At 46.0% G+C, this 24,799-nt stretch carries 28 protein-coding genes and 1 riboswitch; of the genes, 8 read left to right on the top strand and 20 right to left on the bottom strand.

From position 1 onward, the window contains the following. Positions 1–264: 264 nt before the first annotated feature. The 3 genes from ABLT31_RS25890 to ABLT31_RS25880 form a co-directional block, all read right to left on the bottom strand. Positions 265–804: a GNAT family N-acetyltransferase gene (locus ABLT31_RS25890; RefSeq protein WP_367757238.1), complete on the bottom strand. Its 540-nt coding sequence runs from the start codon at positions 802–804 to the stop codon at positions 265–267. A gap of 123 nt (positions 805–927) precedes the next feature. Continuing rightward, positions 928–1,068, bottom strand: coding sequence for a hypothetical protein (locus tag ABLT31_RS25885; protein WP_367757236.1), 141 nt, complete (start codon positions 1,066–1,068; stop codon positions 928–930). Positions 1,069–1,125: 57 nt separating this feature from the next. Then, complete coding sequence (locus ABLT31_RS25880; protein WP_367757234.1) at positions 1,126–2,298, bottom strand: acyl-CoA dehydrogenase family protein; 1,173 nt, start codon at positions 2,296–2,298, stop codon at positions 1,126–1,128. 173 nt (positions 2,299–2,471) lie between these two features. Here ABLT31_RS25880 and ABLT31_RS25875 point away from each other — a divergent pair, with 173 nt between their 5' ends. Together ABLT31_RS25875 and ABLT31_RS25870 are read left to right on the top strand one after the other, a co-directional pair. Then, positions 2,472–2,666, top strand: a complete 195-nt coding sequence (locus ABLT31_RS25875; protein ID WP_367757232.1) for a hypothetical protein — start codon at positions 2,472–2,474, stop codon at positions 2,664–2,666. 134 nt (positions 2,667–2,800) lie between these two features. Further along, entirely contained in the window at positions 2,801–3,676 is an 876-nt protein-coding gene (locus tag ABLT31_RS25870) for a copper amine oxidase N-terminal domain-containing protein (protein ID WP_367757230.1), read from the top strand. Positions 3,677–4,125: 449 nt separating this feature from the next. On the opposite strand, the gene ABLT31_RS25865 is transcribed toward ABLT31_RS25870, so the two are convergent. The 7 genes from ABLT31_RS25865 to ABLT31_RS25835 all read right to left on the bottom strand — a co-directional run bounded on the left by ABLT31_RS25865 (position 4,126) and on the right by ABLT31_RS25835 (position 9,319). Next, a complete protein-coding gene (locus tag ABLT31_RS25865; RefSeq protein ID WP_367757228.1) occupies positions 4,126–4,284 on the bottom strand; it encodes a hypothetical protein in 159 nt (52 codons plus the stop codon). Further along, entirely contained in the window at positions 4,274–4,456 is a 183-nt protein-coding gene (locus ABLT31_RS25860) for a hypothetical protein (RefSeq protein ID WP_367757226.1), read from the bottom strand. Before ABLT31_RS25860 ends, ABLT31_RS25865 begins: the two co-directional genes overlap by 11 nt. Before the next feature lie 67 nt (positions 4,457–4,523). Next, a complete protein-coding gene (locus tag ABLT31_RS25855) occupies positions 4,524–5,297 on the bottom strand; it encodes an ABC transporter ATP-binding protein (protein WP_367757224.1) in 774 nt (257 codons plus the stop codon). 33 nt (positions 5,298–5,330) lie between these two features. Beyond that, positions 5,331–6,164, bottom strand: a complete 834-nt coding sequence (locus ABLT31_RS25850; protein WP_367757222.1) for an ABC transporter permease — start codon at positions 6,162–6,164, stop codon at positions 5,331–5,333. Positions 6,165–6,184: 20 nt separating this feature from the next. Continuing rightward, on the bottom strand, positions 6,185–7,303 hold the full coding sequence (locus tag ABLT31_RS25845; RefSeq protein ID WP_367757220.1) for an ABC transporter substrate-binding protein: 1,119 nt from the start codon (positions 7,301–7,303) through the stop codon (positions 6,185–6,187). A gap of 98 nt (positions 7,304–7,401) precedes the next feature. Further along, positions 7,402–7,638: a 4Fe-4S dicluster domain-containing protein gene (locus tag ABLT31_RS25840; protein WP_367757219.1), complete on the bottom strand. Its 237-nt coding sequence runs from the start codon at positions 7,636–7,638 to the stop codon at positions 7,402–7,404. After that, positions 7,619–9,319 (bottom strand): fumarate reductase/succinate dehydrogenase flavoprotein subunit, encoded by a 1,701-nt coding sequence (locus ABLT31_RS25835; protein ID WP_367757218.1) that lies wholly within the window; start codon positions 9,317–9,319, stop codon positions 7,619–7,621. Before ABLT31_RS25835 ends, ABLT31_RS25840 begins: the two co-directional genes overlap by 20 nt. A gap of 418 nt (positions 9,320–9,737) precedes the next feature. Between ABLT31_RS25835 and ABLT31_RS25830 the strand changes: the two genes are divergently transcribed. The 5 genes from ABLT31_RS25830 to cax all read left to right on the top strand — a co-directional run bounded on the left by ABLT31_RS25830 (position 9,738) and on the right by cax (position 15,909). Then, a complete protein-coding gene (locus ABLT31_RS25830) occupies positions 9,738–10,778 on the top strand; it encodes a YeiH family protein (RefSeq protein ID WP_367757217.1) in 1,041 nt (346 codons plus the stop codon). 25 nt (positions 10,779–10,803) lie between these two features. Continuing rightward, the gene (locus ABLT31_RS25825; RefSeq protein ID WP_367757216.1) at positions 10,804–11,724 is read left to right on the top strand and encodes a selenium metabolism-associated LysR family transcriptional regulator; all 921 of its coding nucleotides are present in this window, start codon (positions 10,804–10,806) and stop codon (positions 11,722–11,724) included. A 26-nt stretch (positions 11,725–11,750) separates the two neighbouring features. Beyond that, positions 11,751–12,851: an Mrp/NBP35 family ATP-binding protein gene (locus ABLT31_RS25820; RefSeq protein WP_367757214.1), complete on the top strand. Its 1,101-nt coding sequence runs from the start codon at positions 11,751–11,753 to the stop codon at positions 12,849–12,851. A 6-nt stretch (positions 12,852–12,857) separates the two neighbouring features. After that, positions 12,858–14,765, top strand: a complete 1,908-nt coding sequence (gene gyrB, locus ABLT31_RS25815) for a DNA topoisomerase (ATP-hydrolyzing) subunit B (protein ID WP_367757212.1) — start codon at positions 12,858–12,860, stop codon at positions 14,763–14,765. A gap of 91 nt (positions 14,766–14,856) precedes the next feature. After that, positions 14,857–15,909 (top strand): calcium/proton exchanger, encoded by a 1,053-nt coding sequence (gene cax / locus ABLT31_RS25810; RefSeq protein ID WP_367757210.1) that lies wholly within the window; start codon positions 14,857–14,859, stop codon positions 15,907–15,909. A gap of 132 nt (positions 15,910–16,041) precedes the next feature. Here cax and ABLT31_RS25805 read toward each other — a convergent pair whose 3' ends face one another. The 10 genes from ABLT31_RS25805 to ABLT31_RS25760 form a co-directional block, all read right to left on the bottom strand. Next, positions 16,042–16,491, bottom strand: coding sequence for a hypothetical protein (locus ABLT31_RS25805; RefSeq protein WP_367757208.1), 450 nt, complete (start codon positions 16,489–16,491; stop codon positions 16,042–16,044). A 230-nt stretch (positions 16,492–16,721) separates the two neighbouring features. Next, positions 16,722–16,925 carry a hypothetical protein gene (locus tag ABLT31_RS25800; protein ID WP_367757207.1) on the bottom strand — a complete coding sequence of 68 codons (204 nt, stop codon included), beginning with the start codon at positions 16,923–16,925 and terminating at the stop codon, positions 16,722–16,724. Positions 16,926–16,969: 44 nt separating this feature from the next. Beyond that, positions 16,970–17,057: riboswitch (cyclic di-GMP riboswitch) on the bottom strand. 226 nt (positions 17,058–17,283) lie between these two features. Continuing rightward, positions 17,284–17,430, bottom strand: a complete 147-nt coding sequence (locus ABLT31_RS25795) for a hypothetical protein (RefSeq protein WP_367757205.1) — start codon at positions 17,428–17,430, stop codon at positions 17,284–17,286. A 96-nt stretch (positions 17,431–17,526) separates the two neighbouring features. Then, a complete protein-coding gene (locus ABLT31_RS25790) occupies positions 17,527–17,874 on the bottom strand; it encodes a DUF1360 domain-containing protein (protein ID WP_367757204.1) in 348 nt (115 codons plus the stop codon). 25 nt (positions 17,875–17,899) lie between these two features. After that, on the bottom strand, positions 17,900–18,811 hold the full coding sequence (locus ABLT31_RS25785) for an NAD-dependent epimerase/dehydratase family protein (RefSeq protein WP_367757202.1): 912 nt from the start codon (positions 18,809–18,811) through the stop codon (positions 17,900–17,902). 126 nt (positions 18,812–18,937) lie between these two features. Then, on the bottom strand, positions 18,938–19,339 hold the full coding sequence (locus ABLT31_RS25780; RefSeq protein ID WP_367757201.1) for a hypothetical protein: 402 nt from the start codon (positions 19,337–19,339) through the stop codon (positions 18,938–18,940). A 24-nt stretch (positions 19,340–19,363) separates the two neighbouring features. After that, complete coding sequence (locus ABLT31_RS25775; protein WP_367757200.1) at positions 19,364–20,368, bottom strand: glycosyltransferase family 2 protein; 1,005 nt, start codon at positions 20,366–20,368, stop codon at positions 19,364–19,366. Continuing rightward, positions 20,337–21,320 (bottom strand): NAD-dependent epimerase/dehydratase family protein, encoded by a 984-nt coding sequence (locus ABLT31_RS25770; RefSeq protein WP_367757198.1) that lies wholly within the window; start codon positions 21,318–21,320, stop codon positions 20,337–20,339. The genes ABLT31_RS25775 and ABLT31_RS25770 overlap by 32 nt, the downstream gene beginning before the upstream one ends. Further along, the gene (locus tag ABLT31_RS25765; protein ID WP_367757196.1) at positions 21,317–22,630 is read right to left on the bottom strand and encodes a nucleotide sugar dehydrogenase; all 1,314 of its coding nucleotides are present in this window, start codon (positions 22,628–22,630) and stop codon (positions 21,317–21,319) included. Before ABLT31_RS25765 ends, ABLT31_RS25770 begins: the two co-directional genes overlap by 4 nt. A gap of 158 nt (positions 22,631–22,788) precedes the next feature. Beyond that, complete coding sequence (locus tag ABLT31_RS25760; RefSeq protein ID WP_367757195.1) at positions 22,789–23,676, bottom strand: hypothetical protein; 888 nt, start codon at positions 23,674–23,676, stop codon at positions 22,789–22,791. 200 nt (positions 23,677–23,876) lie between these two features. On the opposite strand from ABLT31_RS25760, the gene ABLT31_RS25755 reads away from it, so the two are divergent. Further along, positions 23,877–24,758 carry a GT-D fold domain-containing protein gene (locus ABLT31_RS25755; protein ID WP_367757194.1) on the top strand — a complete coding sequence of 294 codons (882 nt, stop codon included), beginning with the start codon at positions 23,877–23,879 and terminating at the stop codon, positions 24,756–24,758. Positions 24,759–24,799 lie beyond the last annotated feature (41 nt).

Genomic DNA, 24,799 nt, shown 5'->3' with positions numbered 1-24,799 from the left:
GTTAGTGGTCGTTTTTCCACCTATATACATAATAAGGCACCCGGTTTGAAGGTTTAAGTGGAGAATTTCCACTTCAAGCCCCTTCGTTCCTGTCGCAAGAAAGACTAGTGATGCCCTTTGCTAAAAAAGATCGGATCAACGCAGCGTTCAAGGTTCTAGATTATTCGTTAACGCTTGATCAATGGTTTGAAATCCTGCATGCACTCAATGGGACACGAGGTGCCGTAGTCCGTATGCACATAAGGTGGAGAAAGTTTCTCCACCCTACTGCTTCAATCTCAACACATCCTCCGGATCGGCTACCACCCGTCCGTAGTACTTTTTGGAGCGGAAGTTGTGAATTTCCTGACAGGCTTTTGCCATTTTGTCCAGGACCACTTCTTGACGCAACTCTTCTTTCGGGGTCCAATAATAAATTTTCATTTCGTACGGCTCCCCGCTTTGGTCCTCCCGCTCATATAAAATCCGGTCCGCTTTGACAAACCCGTTTTTCAAGTAAAAGTTCGCTCTCTTTAATGTATCCTCATCCTCCCGGTCGATGGGTTCCACTTCGAGAATAATGTCTTTCCCCTTCTTCTTTAGCTGGTTTAAAACCTTCGACCCTACCCCTTTGCCCCTTTTTTCCGGCTTGATCAAGAGATAATCGATAAAGAGAAAAGTTGGAAATTCAGCGTATAAGAGCAGATATTCATCGGTTTCATCCTTATGATAAACATCCTTATCCTCAATGAGAGCTTGCAATTGCCGGCGATCTTTCATTTCATGCTCAGGAAAATATTCATTTAACCGTTCAAACCATTCCATACAAAACACCCCGATTTTGGTTTAGATTCTCTCCATAATATTTCCTATTTGGAGTTTGTCCACTCCCGACAGAAGAAAAAGCCCTCGATCCGATGATCGAAGGCAAGATGACGTGTGTAATTTTTACTGTTCTCTTAAGCTTTCTTCATCGTCCACAGGCATGCTGGCGAATTTCTCTCCCGATACGTACTGCGATTCGATGGTCATTACTTCATTGGCTTCTTTTTCAGGGTTATAGGTTTGCTTAGGATTCTTTTTTTTCATGCCAAAGGCCCTCCTTAGTGTTTAACATCGGGTATAGTTTGCCCATGGACCCATGCTCTATTTCTCTCCCTCCTCCAATGCCCGGTTCGCCAAAAGCTTTGTTACCGCATCGTCCATCGGCGGATTATGCAGGCCAGCCCGGACATCCCGATACCACCTTTCCAAAGGCAAGGACCGTGACAGGCTGGCCCCGCCAACCACCCGCATAGCCAAATCCACAATCCGGATCGCGCTATTGGTCGCTATCTTCTTGGCCAAACCAAGCTCTGGCTGAAGGGTGGTGCGCTCCTCGGGAAACTTGTCCCATCGGTCTGCCACGGAATAAAGCATAGTCCTCGCGGTCATCAGCTCTTCTTCCATCTGTCCCAATTTCTGCTCAATATGAGGAAGCTCCGCGATGGAGCCTGTGAGACTGTTCGGCCGATAATTCCTTGCATAATTCAAAGCAAAGTCGCGAGCTGCGTAAGCAATCCCAATATAGCAGGCTGGGATATGCAAGAGCCAGCCATCGCCATCTTTCTTCTCACCGGTCTTCTTGCGAATATAGCCTTCCTCCGGAACAAACACCCGATCCAGTACCACATCATGGCTTCCCGTTGCCCTCATGCCAAGGGTGTTCCAGGTCTCGTCGATTTTTACCCGTTCATCTTTACGAACATAAAAAAGCCCCACTTCCCCCTCCTCTTCCATATAAGCCGAGACAATGAACTGATCAAGAATAGGACTGAGCGTGCTGAAAATTTTCCGGCCGGAGATGAGCCAGCCTCCTTGCGTTTTTTCTGCCACCGTTTCCGGCCTTCCGCCTCGGGTCGGGCTTCCTGTTTTTCGTTCACTGGAAAAATGGTTAATCATCGCGCCATCCTCCACCACTTTCCGGCAAAAGCGCGCAAACAAAGCCTCCGGCCATACCTCTGTATACCGATAATGGTGGACAAGCCCCAAATGCCATCCAAAGGAAAGAGCTGTAGACCCATCTCCTCTCGCCAAGCGCTCCTGCACCAAGACCATCTCGTACAAAGAGATTTCATCCCCTCCGTAGATCTGGGGAACCGTGAGCTTCATAAAGCCGGCTTTTTTCATATCCTCAAAGTTTTCAAAAGGAAAAGATCCCTCTTCATCATGCTTCGCCGCACGTTCCGAAAAGATGGACGCCAGCCGCTCCGCCCTCGCCGCAAGCGCCGCTTCCCTACCGTTTCGTACAAAATAATCGATTGCTTTCTGAATTGGCATAGCTAGGAAAACCTCCCTTTCTGCTCCTGTCAAGCGTCCTGTATCCCCCCATTATAGCAAATATTCAAAATGAAATTCCCGCATCTTAAGGAAGGTACGAAAGGTAGAAGAAGAATAAATTAAGGCAAACAGAACATCATAATAACAACTCACGTTATAAAGGGGGAGCTATCGTGTTGAAAAAAGGAATGAAGTGGGCTCTTGCTGCCGCATTACTGTCAGTCCCCATAGGTTGCGGTGCAGGTCCTGAGATCCAGCAGGAACGGCAAGAAGAAATGATCGACGAGCATGAAGATGAACAATTAAATAATCCCGTTACAGAGTATCGACAAGAGCAAATAGAAGACCGATACGATGATAGGGAATAATGCTTCAGCGTCCCTTTGGGGCGTTTTTCTTTTTTACCAATGCAAAATCACGCGAACAACTTTCTAGTATGTTATTATGTATAATATAGTAAATTTTTTACATAAATAGATAGAGTTTGTGGAGGAGCCTTTATATGAAAAATGCCATTCATCTCTCTTTAATAGGAACATTGCTATTTTCCGGCCTTGCTTCTGTACACGCAGAAGATGTCATTGTTTCAGAGGAGCTTTCCGATAAACGCTCCACTCCAAAGCCTACGCATTCCATTTTCATCAATCAAATCGTCAGAGACTATAAACCCTTAAATATAAATGGAAGAACCTTTGTCCCTCTTCGTTCCCTCTTTGAGGACTTGCAAGCCACGGTCAACTGGGACGGAAAGACGAAGTCGGTTACAGCAAAGAAAGAAAGTCATACTTCCAAGCTGGTCATCAACTCCACAATCGGTTATGTCAATGGGATCAAGAAAAGCTTAGATGTTGCCCCTTTTATCCACAAGGATAGGACGATGGTCCCTGTGCGATTTGTTTCGGAGGCTTTGGGCTATAAAGTACATTGGGATGAGAAAACGAGCTCCGTCTACGTCACAGCAGAGGACGTTCAACCCCAAGACCCGTCGGGGCTCACCATCAAAGTGAACGGACAGGTTGTCGACTTCACCAAAGAGGGCTTACAGCCCTACACCTACCCCATGATCCAAGATGACCGCGTTTATTTTCCCAAGTCAATCTTTGAAGGCTTTGGCTACGAGCTAGGGGTCCTCTATCATTTCCCTTTGAGCTTATATGATCCGAATAATAAAGAGAATAAGATCGTTATTCGTTATGGGAGCATTGAGTATATAGAAGGCGGCAAAGAAAAAGAAGAAAAAGCCAAAGCCTTAAGCGAGGAAGAATGGCCGATTCATATGGGAGCGAATCACTATATGTATCCCCTTGAAGTTATCGAAAAAACCTTCGATCTAAAAGCCTCATGGGACAAGCCATCTGGCGTCATTACCTTTGACTAGAAAACTTGACTGACACCAAGCTTTAGTTCTGCGTCAATAAGTTTTCCTCGTGCTGTCCGAATGATGTGACTACGAAGTATAAATTCTGACAGTATAAAGGCAAGAGGCGTCTTAAAAGTAGTTAATAGTTGGAAAATCTCCACTTACAATAAAACTTTATCAGATTTCATATGTAGTAGTTGGAAATTCTCCTACTAATCACTATATTGATTCCATTTTGGACCGTTTTATCGATGATAAGTGGAGTTTTTCCCATTAAGTCTTCCGTATGGACCAGCTTTTGGGACAATCTCTCTTATTTTTTATTTAGTCCATTAACTAACTCCAACTTTTTGTCAATTTTCGACTGGCAACACATTAGGTTGGAGCCGGTTCAAAGGGCTGACTGACGCTCCGAAAAGGACCGAGGAATCTTTCCTCGGTCCGCAAATAGATAAGCTTTATAAGCTTTAGATTACATAATCGAACACGTTCGAGCATCCGCACCCTGGACACTCATCCCTATTGGACGGAAGGCCGCACGAATAGCAGTATTCGATATTACAGGTTCGGCATTCAATGTAAAGCAATTCTATAGAACCGCATCGCGTACACTCATCATGATTCATGGTATAGCCTCCCATCGTTCTCCAAGGATTTTAGTTTCGTGTCCTCTAATAGAAACAGGCAAATTTCTACCATTTTGGTTATTTCAGCTGGGGTCCTTTCCTCATACACATTTGAGATCGACAAAAGAATCTGTTCCAAATCCTGATAGTTTTGAAGAATTTGCTCGCTCATCGTATCACCTTCTACTATCAAATTAGTCTATCCTTTTATATCCCCGATGTGTAAGGAAGCGGAAAAGCTAAGAAACGTTGATTTTCGTCGCCGGGGTCTGATAGCCTAAGATATCCAGGGCCTTCTCCCGCAGTCTCCCGAATTCAGGCGTCGTCCGGTTGCGGGGGCGCGGCAGGGAAATGTCCATGATTCCCCTGATTTCCGCTGGGCGCGAACCCATCACCGCGACGCGGCTTCCCAGGTAAATCGCTTCTTCCACATCATGGGTGACAAAAACAATCGTAACCTTTTCCTGCTGCCAAATTCCGATGAGATCCTCTTGCAATTTCATCCGCGTAATCGCATCCAGGGCTCCAAACGGCTCATCCATCAGAAGCAGGGATGGCCGCAAGCAGAGTGCCCTCGCGATCGCTACCTTTTGTTTCATTCCGCCAGAAATCTGGGAAGGATAAGCATCGGCTACATCGGCTAATTTCATTATTTGAAGATAATGATCCGATATGGCCTTTTGTTCCTTCTTAGCCACCTTTCTGTTTTCCAGCCCGAATTGGATGTTTTGACGCACGGTTAACCATGGAAATAAGGCGTAGTCCTGAAACACGAACCCACGGTTGGGATCCGGTTTTCCTACCACTTGGTTATTGCATTGGATAACTCCTGTATCATAGGGTTCAATGCCAGCCAATAGCCTTAGCAGCGTGCTTTTTCCGCATCCGGAAGGTCCCAGCAAGCAAAGGAACTCTCCCTCCGGGATCTTTAAAGAAACATGGTTTAGCGCCTGCAATCTTTCCCCATTCCCAAGGTGGTAAAATTTCGATACGTCTTTAATTTCAACCTGCAAGAAAACCAACCCCTTCTTTAAAATGAAATTGAATTACTTGACCATTTTGCGTTCAGCCAAGCGAACCAGCGCGGAGGACAGAAAGCCTAAAGCACCGATAGTAAAAATCCCGATAAAGGAGTGTTCATACTCCATAAGATTGTAGGAAGTCCATGTAAAGTACCCAATCCCATGCTTTCCGGACATAATCTCGGCTGTGATCACCCCCATCCAGGAAGCTCCGACTCCAACCGCTAATCCGGTAAAAATTTGCGATCCCATGGCCGGCAAATACACCCGCCAAATAATCCCGCTAGCGGAACAGCCGAGACAGCGAGCGGCATTCACCAAGGATTGGGGCACGCGCTCCACAGCATCCCGAACATTGATCAGGATCGGAAAAAAGGCTCCGATAAACGTAATGAAGACGATACTGCTCTCAATCGTTGAAAAAAGAAGCATCGCTACAGGCAGATAAGCAATCAAGGGAACCGGCCGGAAAATCTCCAAAATGGTAAAGCACGTATCCGTTGCCGTTCGGGATAGCCCGATCCATAGCCCTAAGGGAATGGCCGCTGCTAATCCAATGGCAATGCCCAGAACCACCCGCCAAATGCTCATCCCGATATGGAAATAGTACTCTTGCTGCACAAGCAAGGCCGACCAGGACGCAAACACTTCCAGCGGCGTGGGCAAGTTGCCGAACTGAAGAGGCCACATCAGATTTACGGCAACCGCCCACTGCCACAGAATGAAAAAGGCAGCAACGCTTAACAGTCGGATACTGTATCGAAACATGGGCTTTTTGCTGACTTCCGATATCCAGTCCGAGAAGCTATCCGCCCTGCTCACCGGATTGGTGGAAGGATGCTGCTGAATCATATTCATCGGGAACGCCTCCTTTCTATCTAGAATAGTTTGTTTCCGATCCAATCTCCCTTAAGCTCTTCATCGCTGAGGTAAGGTTTTCCCATTTCTTCGGCAGCTTTTCGCAAATAGCTGTCGTCAGCGAATTTCTCCAGATCCAGGTCCTTCAACTTCCCTAGTTCGATGAGGAATTCGACACTGCCTTGAAGCGTTTTGAGGTCACGCTGGTACAGCGCCGCATCGAAACGAATGGATTCCACCAGCTTTGCGCATACCTCCAAGGGAAATTTGCTTTCCTCAGCAAAGATCTTGGCCGCTTCTTCTGGTTTCTCTTGAATGAACTGATGAGCTTCCATTAAAGCCTTCAGGAAAGCAACCGTATACTCTGGATGAGATTCGACCCAGTTCAAATCCGCAACAATGCCATCCAAATAATCAATCTCGGTCTCCAGTCCATCCAGCAGCAATTTCCCCGTACCGTTATGTTCCATCAGGGTAGGATACGGTTCCCAGGTTGCATGAGCGGCAATCTTATTTTGTTCCACGCTTTGCATCCCTACGGTGACCGAGTGATCGACAACCTCTACCTCATCGCTAAGGCCGTACTTCTCCAATGCCGCGAGCATCATGCGGTGTGCACTTGAGCCCAAGGGTACCGAGACGGATTTTCCCTTGAGGTCTTCCATGCTTTCCACTCCATTATTCGGAACCATCACCGATTGATTTTTCCCCTTCTCCCCCTTCCCATCAAACGCCAGCAAGACTGAGCGATAGTTCTTTTCCGTTTGCCCCTTTGATCCGTTGGAAAGCAATGGCATGTCCCCCATGAACGCCATCTGGATTTTCCCGCCGATCATCCCGTTATTGAGAGGCGGCCCGGATGGCGAATCGAACCACTCAACCTTAAACTCTCGATCTGGCTCGAGACTCTTTAGATGCTTTTCATATAATTGCTGATTCTTAATAATTAAAGCTCCCCAGGTTTGGGCCGTTGGAGATTGGTAGCCTATCGTAATCGCAACAGGTGACTTGTCACCCGAAGCCGCTGCGGGAGCATCTGGGCTAACCTCGGGTTCACCTCCACACCCGCTCAGCAACCCCATCAATAAAAGAAACTGGACTAGCAGCCTGAATCGGTTTCTCCCCTCTGACAACTGCAAGTGAATCCCCCCTATAAATTTCAAGAATATAGCGGGCATCATATTGCTAATATTCTATAAATATAGTATTATTCACATATATGCCCGCTAGAGTAGGTTTATCGAACTAGATATGGAATGTTAACCGTTATGGCGTCAACAGGGCAATCTGTTTCACATGGCGTGCAGTACCAGCATTCATCGTATTTCATATAGGCTTTCTTATCCTCATCCAGAGCCAGGATGCCCATGGGGCAAACTTGAACACAGATATCACAGCCTATGCATTTGTCACGGTCGACGACAATAGCCGCTTCGAATCTCTGATTAATGAATTTAGGCGATAGGTTGCTCATTTTTGGATTCCTCCCTAGTTAATACGAATTTTGGAACTTCACGAGTAAATAGATTCATCGTTTGGTCATTGCCTTTTTTCACAATCACTCTCTTATACCAATTGGCATTGTCCAGCTCCGGATAATCCAATCGGAAGTGATAGAATCCCCAGCGGCTTTCTTTGCGGAACAGGGAAGCTTTTGCCATCATTTCCGCACAATCGACAATGGAATGCACCTCTAAGGCACGGCCTAACTCATGGGGATCGCGAGCTCCCACCATCGCTAAGTCCACCTTGCGGAAATGCTCAATCCTCTCCAGCCCTAGTTCCATCTTGTCGCTAATCTTTGGCGGCATCAGATATTCACTGACTGTCCGTCTGATTTTATGCTCGGCTTGGTGATGAGGAATGCCATCAGGGTTGGCCATAATCCGGCTGATTCGCTCTTTCTCCGCTTCAATTTGAGCTGGATCAGGCTCTAAACCTTTATGGAATACTGCGAATTTTGCGGCATTAGTTCCCGCAATCTTTCCAAACGTCATGGCCCCTAATAGATATTGGTGCGGAACACAAGCCATATCGCCAGCTGCATATAATCCCTCTACCGATGTCTCCGCCTCATGGTTAATGAGTACGCCCGAAGCGCTGTGACCGCTGCATAGACCCGGTTCGGAGATATTGAGCTCCACCATCCGTTCCCTATAGTTGTGCCCTCGGCCGGCATGGAATCGATCACGGCTCGGTCTTTCATTCTTATGAAGAATGGACTCAATCTTTGCGATCGTATCTTCATCCAGGTGGTTCATCTTCAGGAACAGTGGCGCTTGGCCTTGATTGGCCAGATTCCACATGCGCATGATCAGCGCCCCGCTCCAGTAATCGTTCATCGTCACGCGCTCACCTTTGGCGTTCGCCGTATACCCTCCATAAGGTCCAGCTACGTAGGCACAAGCAGGTCCGTCATAATCCTTCATCGTTGGGTTGATCTGAAAGCACTCAATCCCTGTCAGCTCTGCCCCCGCGTGGTAAGCCATCGCATAGCCCTCACCGGAATTCGTCGGATTTTCATAGGTTCCGTACAAGTAACCGGAATTGGTCAGCCCTTGCCGTCCCGCGGCCCCTGCGGTAACCACGACAGCCTTGGCCTTCACGATGACGAACTCGCCCGTCATCACATCCACTCCCATCGCTCCCGTTACACGATTTCCCGAAGTCAGCAGCCTCGTGGCCATCACTCGGTTGACGATTTGGCACTTCGCTTTTTTCACCTCCCTGGAGAGAATCTTCTTAAGGTCACTCGCTTTCGGCATCGGCAAGACATATCGCCCTTTCATATGAACCCGGTGTACGACAAACTCTCCTGCGTCATCTTTCTCGAAGTCCACTCCCCACTCATCGAGTTCCTTGACGATCTCATAGCATTCTTTCGCTTGCCGATAGATGGCTTCCTGATCGACAATTCCATCATTGGAATCCGTAATTTCCCATACATATTCTTCAGGAGTCGCATACCCCGGGATGACCGCATTATTTAAACCATCCATCCCCATAGCAATGGCTCCGCTTCGCCGGATATCCGCTTTATCCAACACTAGGACGTCCAAGTCAGGATTGGCCCGTTTCGCTTTAATGGCAGCAATCGTTCCCGCACTGCCCCCACCTATAATCAGCACATCGGTTTCATACGTTCTTGTCTCCAAAGTTGATTCCTCCTATTTTTAATTTTTCGAATTGCGTTTCACTTGGTGTCATGCTCACATTATAGATTCCAAACTCTAGCGACGTCAATATAGTTAACATCGAATGCTTATTTAACTTGCAAATGATGAATATAATCTTTCTTTATGTAAGATTATGTCACGTTTTATGCCATTTACTGCCAAACCATAATATAATCTAATAAGTCATGATCTATTAATAAAGCTTTTTAATGGACTCCTACCGATTTTTATCCTTTTATCTATTTTTTAGGGGGTGCTAGCCAAAAATCTAGTATAAAGATCTCTTTTCCTTTCTTCTCTCTCATTACAATCTTTAATGAATCGCATTGGAAACATTAATAATCGCCCTTCTCCTCTCTATGTTATCTTGAATGGTATACAAGGGAGGGTGATAAAAATGGATAGGGCGAGAAATCTTGTCAAGCTATCTCCTGATCAGCCAAGATCCTTTCACATCAGAAACTACAAGCCTTTTTACCAGGGATTGCTGCTGACCTTCTGTTTAGCTATCTTGGCTTCTTCGATCTCCAAGCTGCCGTACCTATCGATTATGGGGACGATGGTCATCGCCATTTTCTTGGGGATGCTGTGGAGAGGAGTCATGGATATTCCAGCGGGTGCAACCGCAGGCATCCAATTCAGTACCAAGTATCTGCTCCGCGCAGGCATCATCATCATGGGAGTTCGCCTTAATTTAGAAAGCCTGCTCCAAGCAAGCTCTACGATTCTAGTCATTGATCTCCTTGTCGTATCCTTTACGTTTGCCGTGGTGGGGTACGCAGGAAAAGCTTTTTCGCTGGACAAGCGAATTACGATTCTTGTCGCGGCCGGAACGGCGATCTGCGGTGCGGCTGCGATTATGGCCATCTCGCCGCTCCTCTCATCTCGAAAAGAGCATACGGCCATTTCGATTGCTTGCATCTCCCTTTTGGGCACGATGGGCACCCTGCTTTACATTCTTGCCTTTCAATTTCTTCCGGCAGACCCCTACCAATATGGTCTTTTCGTTGGGGCGACGCTGCAGGAATTGGGCCATGTTGTCGCTGCCGCCCATGCAGGAGGGGAAATAAGCAGTGAAATTGCGATCTTGAGCAAGCTGGGAAGGGTATCCCTTTTGATTCCCATTGCCTTAATTGTAAGCTGCTTTTTTACCGATAAACGGGAGAAAAAAACATCCATGAGAAGCCTTCCCATCCCTTGGTTTATTCTTGGGTTTCTGCTGGTCAGCCTGCTTCATTCCTTTCATTTTATCCCGTCCGGGCTTGTCCCCCATCTGGTCGACTTGAGCGTTTTTCTTTTAGCCATGTCGATGGCCGGGATTGGATTGGGCATTGTACCTGCCGATTTCAAGAAAGCGGGGATTCGTGCGATACTGGTGGGTTTGATTGGATTTATAGCATTAGGATTGCTCGTGCTTTTACTATTACACCTACACTAGGAGAGGAGAAGGGGGGCATCTGCGAATGAATATTGACCATCTGCAAGTCTTTTATATCGCTGCGACTAGGAAAAATTTTTCCGAAACAGCGAAGATCCTGCATCTTTCCCAGCCTTCGGTCAGCTTGCAGATTCAGAATCTTGAAGAAAGTCTGAACACAAAGCTCTTTGAACGGACAAAGAGAAGCGTCAAGCTCACCTATTCCGGCAAGATCCTTTACCACTACGCCGAGCAAATCATTCACATGATGAACAAGGCAAGGAAGGATTTATCCATCCTATCCGAATCCATCCATGGGGATCTGACGATTGGAGCCAGCCTGACCGTCGGCGAATACATCCTGCCGTACATCCTAGGCAAGTTTAAGCAAGATTATCCGAAAATCAATATTTCCATGAAGTCGTCCAACTCCAGCGAAATTATCAAACTGCTTCAGGATGAGCAAATTGAGCTCGGCTTTGTGGAAAATTCCAACTTTCACTCGGACCTGAAATACCATTCCTTCTTAGAAGACGAATTATTTGCGATCGTTTCAGCCAAGCACTTCCATCATTTGATTGAAAACAAGAAGTTCATTTCGATGAATGAATTATATTCCCTGCCCATTATCTTAAGGGAACAAGGCTCCGGCACGCGGGAGGTATTTGAGGAAGCCATCCGCACCCATGGGAAGGATCCCGAGAAATTAAACATCATCCTGGAGCTGGGCAATACGGAATCGATCAAAGCTGCGGTCGAATCGGGGCTAGGGATATCGATCATCTCCCAATCCACTATCCAAAAGGAATTGCAGCTCGGCGTCATCCGGAAATTGAAAATCGAAGGTATCCAGATTCGCCGCTTCTTCTCCGTGATCCATAAGAAAAATCATGTCTTGTCCGTTCCATCGGAAGCCTTTTTGAATTTTGTCCTAAACAACTCGGATTGTCCGGCAATCAGCCTCTAAAAAACGAAGAAAGCAGGTGCGGCGATATGTTAATGGAAAAAAACGTACTGGAAGCCTTAACCCATGTGATGGATCCGGAGCTTCATAAGAGTGTGGTTGAACTGAATATGGTACGCAATATCCAGATCGACGGAGATCAGATCCGCTTGGAGATTATCCTGACCATACAAGGCTGTCCCTTAAAGGTAAAAATCAAGGAAGATGTCGTTCAGGCCCTGAAGGCACTCGGCGCCTCCGTGGTTGAGGTGATTTTCGGCACGATGTCTGCGGAAGAAAGGGCAGAACTAACCGCAAAGCTTCGCGGTCCCCAGATGGACCAACAGGAAGCGACAGTCTCTCCTTTGCTGGACCCGAATTCCAAGGTGACCTTCATTTCTGTCAGCAGCGGTAAGGGCGGAGTCGGAAAATCCACTGTAACCTGTAATCTAGCGGTGAGCTTGGCTCGCCGAGGCAAAAAAGTAGCCATTATCGATGCTGATATCTATGGATTTAGCATTCCTGACATGATGGGCATCACGCAAAAGCCTACCGTGATTGACCAAATGATTTTGCCAGTAACCAACCATGATGTCAAAGTCATGTCCATGGGCTTTTTCGTCAAAGACAATGAAGCGGTGGTATGGCGCGGACCTATGTTAGGAAAGGCCCTTACTACCTTTTTCAATCAAGTGTATTGGGGCGAACTCGACTATGTGCTGTTGGATTTGCCGCCAGGAACGGGCGATATCCCCTTGAGCATTCACCGCATGATTCCGCAATCCAAGCAAATCGTGGTGACCACTCCCCATCCGACGGCGTCCAATATTGCTTATAGGGCAGGAGCCATGGCGAAAAAAGCCAATCATGAGATCCTGGGCGTAATTGAAAACATGTCTTATATGGAAGATGAAAAAGGACAAAAGCAACATCTCTTCGGCAAAGGGGGCGGGGAAAAGCTGGCTCAATACTTAGACACCGAAGTGATCGGCTTCATTCCCTTCTTCTCGCTAGATCCCGATGCCGAATCTCATCCCCTTTCCATTTATCCTCCGGGCTCCAAGAACAGTGATATCTATATGCATATCGCCAAAGAGATCGAAGAGAAGGTAAAGGTCGTTTCCCCTTTCTATCAAGAGGCAAAGGTCTAGACCGCTATGGCCAAGGAACATTACGACGTCGACCAAATTCAAGTTCTGGAAGGGCTCGAGGCCGTACGCAAAAGACCGAGCATGTATATCGGATCGACCACAGCCGAAGGACTTCACCATCTCGTGTGGGAAATTGTGGATAATAGCATTGATGAAGCCCTTGCCGGATACTGCACGGAAATTGAAATCTGCCTCCTCCCTGATCATTGCCTATCAGTAAAGGATAACGGGAGAGGCATTCCCACCGATATCCATGAGCAAACGGGCAAATCCACCGTTGAAACCGTCCTGACGATCTTGCATGCTGGGGGGAAATTCGGCAGAAAAGGCTACCAAGTTTCAGGCGGCCTGCACGGGGTAGGCTTATCTGCCGTCAATGCCTTATCTGAGTGGCTCATCGTGGAAGTCAGCCGAAATGGACATACCTATAAACAGCAGTTCTCGAGGGGCATTCCTTTAACCCCCCTCGAGGTCGTCGGAACGAGTGATGGAACAGGAACCCAGGTTACCTTTCGCCCGGATCCGGAAATTTTTAAGGAGACGGTAGAATTCCAATATGGCTTGATCAAGAAAAGAATAAAAGAGCTTTGCTTTTTAAATAAAGGAATCCAAGTCACGCTCCATGACCGATCCAACGAGCTCAAGGAGGTTTTCCTCTATGATGGCGGGGTCACTTCTTTTATCCGGGAATTAAATCAGGCCAAGCCCAGCATTCATGAACAGCTTTTTTCTTCCTCCTTAGAGCAGGATGGCATGTATTTCGAGCTGGCTCTTCAATATCATGATCGTCTGGATTCCAGCATCCTATCTTATGCAAATAATATTCCCACCCATGAGGGAGGAACCCATGAAGCGGGCTTTAGGTCCGCCTTAACGAAAGCCATTAATGACTACGTGAGAAAGTATCACCTCCTGAAGGACAAAGATGCAAACCTTACAGGCGAAGATGTTCGCGAAGGCCTGACGGCGATCCTGAACGTCAGGATACCTGATCCTCTATTCGAGGGGCAAACCAAAGCCAAACTAGGGAATGCGGAAGTGCGGCGAATGATGGAAACCTGGTTCGGATCCGAATTCTTTGCTTTTCTTGAGGAAAACCCCAATGATGCCAAACGAATCATCGAGAAATTATCCTTGGCTTCCCGCGCTCGAATCGCTGCCAAGAAAGCGAGAGAATTGACCCGGAGAAAAAACTCCCTGGAAAATAGCATGATGCTACCGGGAAAACTAGCGGACTGCGCTAGTCGAAATGCAGCGGAAAGCGAAATTTACATTGTTGAAGGAGATTCTGCCGGAGGATCGGCGAAGCAAGGCAGGGATCGTTATTTTCAAGCGATCCTTCCTTTGAAGGGAAAAATCGTGAATGTGGAAAAGGCTCGGCTGGATAAAATCCTGTCCAACCAGGAGATTCGAGCCATCGTCAAGGCCTTGGGGACAGGGGTGCATGATGACTTTACCCTCAGCAAGCTGAGGTATCATAAGATTATCATCATGACGGATGCGGACGTGGACGGCGCCCATATCCGCACCCTCCTTTTGACGTTTTTCTTTCGCTATATGCCCGAGCTCATTGCCCATGGCTATATCTATATCGCCCAGCCGCCGCTTTATAAGATCCAGCAAGGCAAAACTATTTACTACGCTTTCAATGATCAGGAAAAAGAAAAGATTCTGCAGCAGCTCCCGGCTAAGTCTGAACCTAGCACCCAGCGCTATAAGGGCCTCGGCGAAATGAATCCAGACCAGCTTTGGGAGACGACTATGAACCCCGAGACCCGAACCCTCCAGCGCGTCTATCTCGAAGATGCCGCAGAAGCTAACGAACTGGTGGAGATGCTCATGGGTGAAAGTGTGGAGCCCCGCCGCGAGTTTATTCAGGAAAATGCAGTGTATGCCTATGACTTAGATATATAAAACTCCTCGTTATAATCAAATCCCCCTTAGCCATACAGTATGGTTAAGGGGATTTATTATATTTATCATTTAGGAGGAGAACGAGAACCAAATGAAAACCAAATTGTTTTACCTTGCCATTGCCGTTTCCCTTGCTCTCAGCGCATGGGCCCATTATTTTACCCACTCCACAGGGCTGCAATTTGGCACCGCCTCCTTATCCGTGATATTGCTTGCCGCTCTTTTGGGAAAAGCAACTGAGAGCGTGGCGCATTATGCCGGTGAACGCATCGGAGGTTTTTTAAACGCGACCTTCGGCAATGCTGCGGAGTTGATTATTGCTACGATTTTGATTAAGGAAGGCATGTTCGACATGGTGAAAGCCTCGCTTACCGGCTCCATCATTGGCAATCTCCTGCTTGTGCTCGGCCTCAGCCTCTTCTTTGGCGGGCTTAAATTCAAGGTCCAAAAATTCAATGGCATGCTGGCTGGACACAATGCCTCCTTGATGCTGCTGAGTGTCATAGCTCTTTTTATTCCCGCTGCGTTTGCCGGCTCCCTGGAAAACGGCCAGTTACATATCTTTAGCTTAGTTGTGGCGGGTGCATTAATCGGATGCTATCTTTTATGGTTAACCTTTTCGATGGTGACCCACAAAAAAGAATTAACAGATCCGGGTGAGGCGGGGCATGAAGAAGAAACCCCGGTTTGGAGTAACAGAGCCGCGATTCTCATCATGCTGATCTCTACCATTTTTGTCGCTGTCACTTCTGAATGGCTCGTCCATTCCCTCCATGGTGTGGCAGAAAGCCTCCACTTGTCCCAAGCCTTTTTGGGGATATTCGTGGTCGCCATTGTTGGAAATGCAGCCGAGCATAGTGCAGCTATCTTCATGGCGATGAAAAATAAAATCGGAACTTCAGTGGAAATCGCAGTAGGAAGCAGCTTGCAAATCGCTTTGTTTGTTGCTCCTGTCCTCGTATTTATCAGTTACCTGTTCGGAAATCCGATGGACATTATCTTCAGCCAATATGAGCTTGTGGCTATAGGGGTTAGCGCGTTTATTGCGAAGTCCATATCACGGGACGGCGCCACGAATTGGTTTGAAGGAATCCTCCTGCTAGCGGTCTATATCATTCTAGGGTTTGGATTTTATTTTGTATAGGAAATAGATAAAAACGCCCGATCCTCTATTATTAGAGGTCGGGCGTTTATTTGCTAACACAATCAGAAAGATGAGATCAGGACTTGATCATTTCGAGAAACCCGATGCAAGAAAACAATCACAAAGGCACCTTTATTTCTCCATCCAACCAACACTAATCGTAAAGCTCTGTTCCGCTCCAGTCAGATTGGTGATGTAAAAGGAAATGGACTGTCCAGGCATTATTACGTAAGTCCCCTTATAATCTTTTCCAGCGATTCCATTATGGGATAAAAATGTATCCATTACATGCCCTCCTATTATAGGATTTGCATCATGAATGATCATTTGAGCGGATACAAGACTCGAATAATCATATGAAAAATTTTTGAAGTTAAACTTTTCCAATAAAACTCCCTTTGCTAAAATTGCACAATCTTCTTGGACTTCAAGGCAGTAATCACAAGAACCCTTTGACTTAACAGATCCTATTTGCAATGATTTTTTTGATTTTAAAGGATTCAGTAAATGTAAAATAATAGTTCCATTATCTTTAACAGACTGCCCCCCAGTTGTAACAATATAAAATCTACTTTCCCCCATTTTTTTCTCCTATCTGCTATATTTTTCTAACATACTACTATTCAACAGGAGTATGTGGAAAATCCTTCCCCATTTGGAAATAAATATTTAATATTTGAGCAAAAATAAAGAAGGCATCTGATAGTAACGCCTCCCTTATCATTAAATATTAAAATATTCCGAGAACAGAGGAACCATGGGCTAGCACACTGGATTGTTCCCGGTCACCCTTGCCGTTGACATTTTTCAACTCAATGTTCGCAAAGCAATTCAGTAATATTTCTATACGCTTCGCACAAAATGTGCTCCATCATATCAATTTCTTTATGGGTTAACCCATAATCATTAATCAACTGATGACGAAACTCCATACTAACCATCTGGTTAAAATTGTTGGAGTCCATTCGCATTAATTCAATTATACGCGTCACCTGTTTTTCGGTCAGTATACTCAAGATTACCCTCCATTCGAATATAAAGGGGGCCTTTGCTTTCCATATTCGGCAACTGGCTGACTTATCGGTTTAACCAACTTAGCCCCTTTAGCTTTGCGTCATCACCTTTCAGTGATTTTGCCATTTTCATCATTTCATTATAGATTCGCTTTACTGCAACCCATTTTTTGGGTAGGCTTTTTTATCTATTTTTAGTATATTACGTCACGATTAAAGAGTAAATGCAATTTTACCAAAAATGAACACTTTGCTATGCTTACCACAATCAGTGCCATTAAAGGTATTCCACTTGCCGGTCCAATCGCCCAATAGTTGAATACCAATCACTATTGAATTATTGGACGAAAATAAAAACCTCTTACTTCGTGAGGTTTTTTGATTTATGCTGCTCATTTTTTAGGATCAATTTAGCAAGGAAATCATGGAATTCTTCCTTCGATTTGCACTCGCCAGAAAATTCCATGCGAACATTTCTGATCACTGGCTCTTTACTCTTTTGAATCATGGCGCTTCACCTCTGCCTTACTATATGCTCCAGCAGATTGTCCTGATTCGCAGTAATAGGGCATGCCCGCATGCCGGCTTTATCCGATTACCCTCACTAAACTCTTGATGAAAGGATTGCCGCACCGCCGGAGACGGCAAGAATGATTATGGCGACAAAACTTAGAGGCAGAAACCAATACAACAGGACCAGCGCCAAGGAAGACCAGATGCCTACACACCAATGGCAGCTTAATAAGCTCCCGATCCAGTACCGAAGGCCTGAACCCTTAATCTCCACCTTGCGTATCATCTCGCCATTATCATCCAACTCGTAAGATTCAGACATAAAAGGAGCTCTGATAAATGAAGTGATCTCATCGTAAACAACCAAATGAGTTAAGCGGAAAGAGGCCAGAATCAAGATGGCTAAGTGAAGCCAGGTAATATCCATTAATTCAACCACATACAATCCCCCTTGTAATCAACATTTACCCTCCCATGGATAAAAGATCTTTAAGCCCATCTTCCAAATCGATTCTCGGAGCCCAACCCCACTTTTTAATTTTTTCGATGCAAAGAATACTCCAGTCTAAGTCTCCGAATTTGGGATGAGTGTACACCGCTGCAATCGGTTGAGACAGGGATTGGTTAATTGTGGAAACCAATTCGTTCAAGGAAGTCCCTCTTCCTGTACCTACATTGAATACTTCATTGACCGATTGATTCAGCCGGCTAAACCTCATATTCGCCTCCACCACATCATGCACATGGATATAATCCCGAATCTGCTCCCCGTTGCCATAGATCGTCGGCGCCACTCCTTTGAGCAATCGGTCAATGAAAATGGCGATCACCCCTGACTCGCTATGAGGAACTTGGCGGGGGCCATAAACGTTGGCATACCTCAAAATGGTCCAGTCAAACCCATGCGACTGAGCAAAAAAAGCAACATAGCGCTCTGCAGCCCATTTGTTGATTCCGTATGGGGAGATCGGATTTGCAGTAGCAGTTTCTGTTGGGGGAGCCTTACATGCTCCATAGATTGCCCCTCCGGAAGAAGCAAAAATGAATTTCTTGATCCCCGCTTTCCCTGATGCATCGAGAAGTCTAATGGTGTCCCGGAGATTGATTTCAAGATCGGTTATCGGTTCGTTGACAGAGGTTCGTACATTCACCTGAGCTGCGTGATGATTAATCAGGTCCGGCTTTTCCTCCAAGATCAATTCCTCCAAGCGATGATCCGAGAGATCCATTTGGATGAATCGCGCTTTCGGATGAACATTCTTCCTATCACCAGTGGAAAGGTTGTCGACAGCGATGACCTCGCATCCAAGGGTAACATAACGGTCTACGAGGTGAGAACCAATAAACCCGGCCCCTCCTGTTACAAGAATCCTCATGATTTGTGATTCACCTTCTTTTCAAGGTCACTGGCTGATCTATGGTAATTTATTCATGATATAGGGGGGCAGCTACCCCAATCCATGAAAATGGGCAGTCGGATATAATCATCATGCGGGTTCCTTTTAAATGCACGTTTGTCTCCCGACATATTTCGTCTTGACTCTTTGGCCAATGCTCTTGTTCTTTTTGCTTTTCTTGTCTTTTTTCTTTCTGTTTTGGCTCTCCATCCGTTCCACCCGAACATCTTTTGACTTTTTCCCTTTTGGGGTCTTAAGCTTACTTTTTTTCTTTATTCCGGCGAGTTCCCTGCGGCATAAGAAGGAAATACATGAACTCTTGCAGTTCTTATCAGATGGCGATCCGCCACAGATAAACTCACAGGCTTTGGCATGCGTCTTCCCGCAGCTCCCAACGCTTTTCCTTATTTTAATTTTCTTGACTATTTTCTTGTTTTTGTTCATCTCCCTTTCACCATCCTTTCTATTATATAGAATCGGATAAAGACCATTAGTAAGCATAGGCATTTCGAATCTCTTCTCCGCGCTGGCCTAGCTATTATTTCTGAAGATCCGATAGTTTCCTGGAGAGATGTTTGAATTTCCCATTCTGCTTCCGGTCCAATGAACGGCCCTGGCGGAATGGGGAAATGAGGAAGGTTTTTGGGGAGGGGGAGGAGAAAATTTGTCTCTGGCAATCAGCTGCACTTGAAGCCATCCATTGCTTAAGTAGAACCAGGGATAGTACTTATCTCCCCACTTTTTCAAGTATCGTGTAATCATTTCCTTTTGAATTTCATTGTACTTGTGCTTGTTTTCCTGCAATGTAAGCCTGCCCTTTTGATGCTCTCTTGTCAGATTATACAGATGGCGATCGACCCACCGGAAATCATAGCGTTCAATCAGCTTGAACATAATGCGCCGATCCTCCATGTATCTCCCGCCATATTTATCATCGGTTTCCCACCCGCCTACTTCCCGCAGACAGGAGGTCCTATAAAACCGGGGGTACATGGAAGACGTCCAGGCAATAAGGTCGTATCGCTGATCCGACCGGTACGATCGCCGCTTCATGACGGGGCTTTTTGACGATCCGGTCCATTGAACATGGTTTCCATAGGCAAGCGCCGTTGCTGCAGGAGCCTGATCCATCTCCTTTATCAGGACTTCCAAAGCGGATGGCTCCAGCCAATCATCGCTGTCCACTTGAACCATGAATTCCGTATCGACTAGTTTCAGCGCCTGATTCAGGGCGTGGCAAACCCCCTTATTGCCATGCATCCTATAATAGCTGATTCGCTCGTCCTTCCTGGTCCATTCTCTCATTTTTGCTTCCGTATCATCTGTTGAGCCATCATCTACCACCAGCAGTTTCCAATGGGGATAACTCTGGTTCGTGACACTCATGATCGCACGCCCGATCTCGTTCGCACGATTATACGTAGGAATGATAACAGTGACTCTCGGTTGCTTATGCCGCTTGCAGCCTTCTGGCATTTTAACCTCTCCTGTTCTTTTGGTGTTCTCAGCCCTCTGCAGGGCCTCCGTCCGCCTCATTGCGGAACCACTCAATCGTATGGCGCAAGCCTTCATCTATGCCAACGGACGGCTGATATTGCAGAAGAGTCCTCGCTTTGCTCAGATCAGGAACTCTGTTGGGCGTATCCTCATAGCCCTTGCCATAAGCTTCTTCATAAGGAATATGGATGATCTCCGATGAGCTTCCAGTCAATTTTTTGATTTTTTCAGCCAGCTTATTGATTGATATCTCTTGTTCCGTTCCTATATTAAAGGCATGGCCGTCAAATTTCCTGTCCATGCAGGCTGCAGTTCCCTTAATGGCATCCGAAATGAAGGTGAAGCAGCGGGTTTGTTCCCCCGTTCCGAAGACTCTAATAGGGTTCCCGCTTATAGCGGCTGAAATGAAATTGGGAATAACCCCTCCGTAATGAGTCGCAATGGCACGAGATCCGAAGATATTGAAATAGCGGATCACGGTTACCGGCAGTCCTTTATCCGCGTAAGCGAAACACATATGCTCATCCAATGCTTTCGCTGCTGCATAACACCACCGATGGGTGGTCGTGGGACCTAATACCCTGCTTGATTCCTCAGTAAAAGGAAGCTGGTCGTTTTTGCCATACACTTCAGATGTGGATGCAAAAATCACTTTTGCGTTTCGGGATGACGCCAATTCCAACACATTTCGGGTTCCATCAATATTCCCTTCAATTATTTTCAGCGGGTTTTCTACCGTATTTTTGACCCCGAGCACAGCAGCCATATGAAAAATAAGATCGGTATCATCAATCAGTTCCTTCAAAAGCGCCCGGTCCAAAACGGATCCTTGCACAAAACTTATATCAAATTGCTTCTCCGCTCTTGCCACGAATGAACGCTTCCCTGTTGACAGATCGTCAATTACAGTTACATTATGGCCTTGCTGAGCCACGGCTTCAACCAAATGGGATCCTATAAAGCCGGCACCGCCTGTAATGAGAATTCTCACAGGCCTCCTCCTCCCAAGCGGTAGATCTTTGCTTTTCCTTGCATCCCCTTGGTTGCATTACGCGCATCGAATACCATTTTGGAATAATCCAATATTTGTTTCATAGGCATATGGGAATGATCCGTATGGATCACGACACAATCCATGCTCGCGAGCAGATGATCTGTGAGCGCGACACTATCCATTCTCTCTTCCCCGATCTTCAGATTAGGTACAAGTGGATCATGATAGAATACCTCTGCCCCTTCCTCCCTGAGCAGCCTGATGAATTCGAATATGCTGGATTCCCTGACGTCATTGATATCCTTCTTATAAGCTGCGCCATAAAGCAATATTTTCGATCCTTCTAAACCTTGACTTCCGGACAAAAGGTCCCTGACGCGACCGACAATATATTGTGGCATTTGTCGGTTAATCCGCTCCGACAATTCAATAAAAAGACTTGGTGTTCCGTTTTGTACTGTTTTCCATTGCAGATAGAGCGGGTCAACAGGAATACAGTGCCCTCCAATTCCTGGCCCCGGATAAAAGGCCGAATAGCCATAGGGTTTCGTCTTAGCCGCTTCAATGACCTCCCATAAGTTAATATCGAGACTATCGCAGATTTGGGAAAGTTCATTCACAAACGAAATATTGACCAACCGGTAACAGTTTTCTACCAATTTGGTAAGTTCAGCCACCTCCGGAGACGAAACGGGAATGACTTTGTCAAATACTTGTCTGTAAAGTTCATTTCCCCTCTTAAGGCACTGATCTGTAATCCCCCCAAACACTTTGGGTATTTTTTTCAGAGGGTATTCTTTATTCCCCGGGTCGATTCGCTCAGGAGAGTAGCACAAGAAAATGTCCCTTCCAGCCTTTAGACCCGTTTCCTCAAGAATCGGCCGCAAGACATCCCGCGTGGTTCCCGGATAAGTGGAACTTTCCAATACAACCAGCTGCCCAGCGCGCAACCTTTGAGCAATCTCCTTGCCTGCTTCTTCCAAGTAGCTTAGGTCGGGAGCATCATCCTGAGTAAGGGGGGTGGGGACACAAACGATGATTGCATCAACCGCATTAATGGCATCATAGTTGTTTGTGGCCTTGAACCGTTTGGTATCGAGCGCCTGTTGAACTTCTTCATTCGTCAAATCCGAAAGATAACTGAAACCTTGATTTAGCAAGTTCACTTTCTTCTGATCAATATCAATGCCAAGCACATGGTACCCTTTTTTTACAAACAGCAATGAAAGCGGAAGGCCGACGAATCCTAAGCCAATGACTCCAATTTTGAGCGAAGGACTGACACTTGATGTTTCTTCCTCTCCCACGTTTAATCACCCCATATCTAAAAATTGACTAACATATACTATGAATTATCCTTGTCAAAGGTATAGTTGATTGAACTAGTATTACGAATAAATGGTTGAATGATGGATGACAATGACCTATAAAAATAGCACCCTAACATACAAGGGTGCCAAATTACTTATTTCTGATTGGAGATCCGGATCACATTTACACTCTTTCGCAGACCAATCTGAGGGTTTGGTAATGTCGGTTTCGCAACCTGACTTGATGAAGATTGGGGAGGCTCGCGGGTGATGTCCCTGTTCCCGCTTACTAGACTTCTTATAAAGCTGCGGGCACCGTTATACAAATCTCTTGATATCGGATGGAATAGAAATGCGCGGGGTTGATGGTCTAGCAAATGTTTAATTTCAGCTTCCGTAAAATGAGGCCGGAATCGTATGGAACACGCTGCATCATCAGGATAGCGTTTAGGTTCAAATCCTAGCCTTTTCACTAGATTCACGTAGACCGTTTCATCGGTTCCGAATGCAGTAGTCTGCAGCAAATTTTTTTCGACCTGATTTATCTGTTCAAATTGTATAATCCGCTGAACCAGTCGTTTACTATATACCTGCCCCACATTAAAACATCCCAAAAACTGTTCCGTTTTAAAGATGGGCCTCCACCTTGCCCATTCCCTCCTAATGCAAATGCCTGGATACCACTCCCTTTCCGGAACCCTGACCCGAACGCCCATATATTCTTTGTTGCCCATTTCATCAGCAATAAATTCTTCAAATCCCTTTCTGGCAAACAGAGCATCCGAATCCAAATTAATCAAGTAATCATATTTCATTTGAATCTTTTGCAGCCATCGCATCACTTCGAGCATATATATTGTGGTTTTTCCATAGCTTAACTTTTTGCTCGCCGGGCACACCGGATATCCCAAACCCTCGCTCAAAGCCTTATGGTATCCCCCGTTATAGAGCACAATTTCGCTGTTGGGACAAAAGTGCTTAATGTTTTCCAGCATTTCCCGGACTGATTCCCTATTTTCATGAACAAGGACGGCAAAGCACAATTTTGTTATTGAACCCAGCTCCCTTCAACAAAACTCCCATATGCTGTCATTGTATGCTGACTGACCGTATCGGTTTGGACGAAAACCCTTTTCATCTATGCAAATGAGGAAGGATATCCATCTATACCTTAATCAAATAAAGGACATATACTATTATCGTCATCCCATGTTTCTATTCGTTGGAGGTGGAAAAAAGGTTTATGGACCAAACTAGGCCTCTCACTAAGAACCAGGTTTTGCAGGCCATTGGCGCAGCCTTGAAAGATAAGCGTCCATTCAGTGTAGTCAGGGTAGGCGACGGAGAAAATATAGTTCTTGCCCAATATGACCTTTTGCCTGAAAAAGAATTAAAGAAAACAGCCGTTGGTTCTCAATGGCCTTCCCACCCGGCAGGCGTAAGACTCCCAGACACCAAAGCAAGGGATGAAGTTCTAGCCTCCCTGAAAAGTGTAGATCTTATCGGAATCCTCCCTTACAATGACAAAAGGATCTATGCCCCTGATAAGTATAAACGGCCTCTGACGGATAAAATTTTTGAGTATCACGGAATCAGCCCTAAAGCCACATTTGATGCTTATATGTTTCGCAACATCTTATCTGATTCCTCATTCTGGAAGCTCATGGTCGGAAAGCGAATTGCAGTTATCTCCAAGTGGGCAGTACAGTTCAAAGTAGCAGCGCAATACGCTGCCCATCACTGGAACTTCTCCATAGCTAGCACCTTGAACATCAATAACTATTACAATATTCCCAAAGTATTAAAGCAATTGGAATCACTAGACTTTGATATTGCCTTTCTCGGAGCTGGAGTTGGCGCCATCGTACTAAGCCAGCAGATCGCGGAGCGTTTCGGAAAGGTTGCTATCGACATCGGGCAGGGGATATCCAATGTTGCCAAGGGAACGGTCAAAATACCTCTACCGTTAAATAAGTCTATTGCATCTCATACTAACGCAAAAGCACAATTGGCACATCCCGGGAAAAGTTCCGGGAGGCATTGGACCGGAAATGGAGCATCTAGGCATCAATACAGCGGAAACGGAGGAGCCGTGCACTGGGTGCAAGGGGGAAAGACTCATTAAAAAGACGTCAAAGCTCATTATGGGTCTAATTATCGAAAAGA

The sequence above is a fragment of the Ammoniphilus soli genome, from assembly GCF_040813775.1.
The sequence above is the reverse complement of the archived record's forward strand: the minus strand, read 5'-3'. Positions and strand labels throughout refer to the sequence as shown.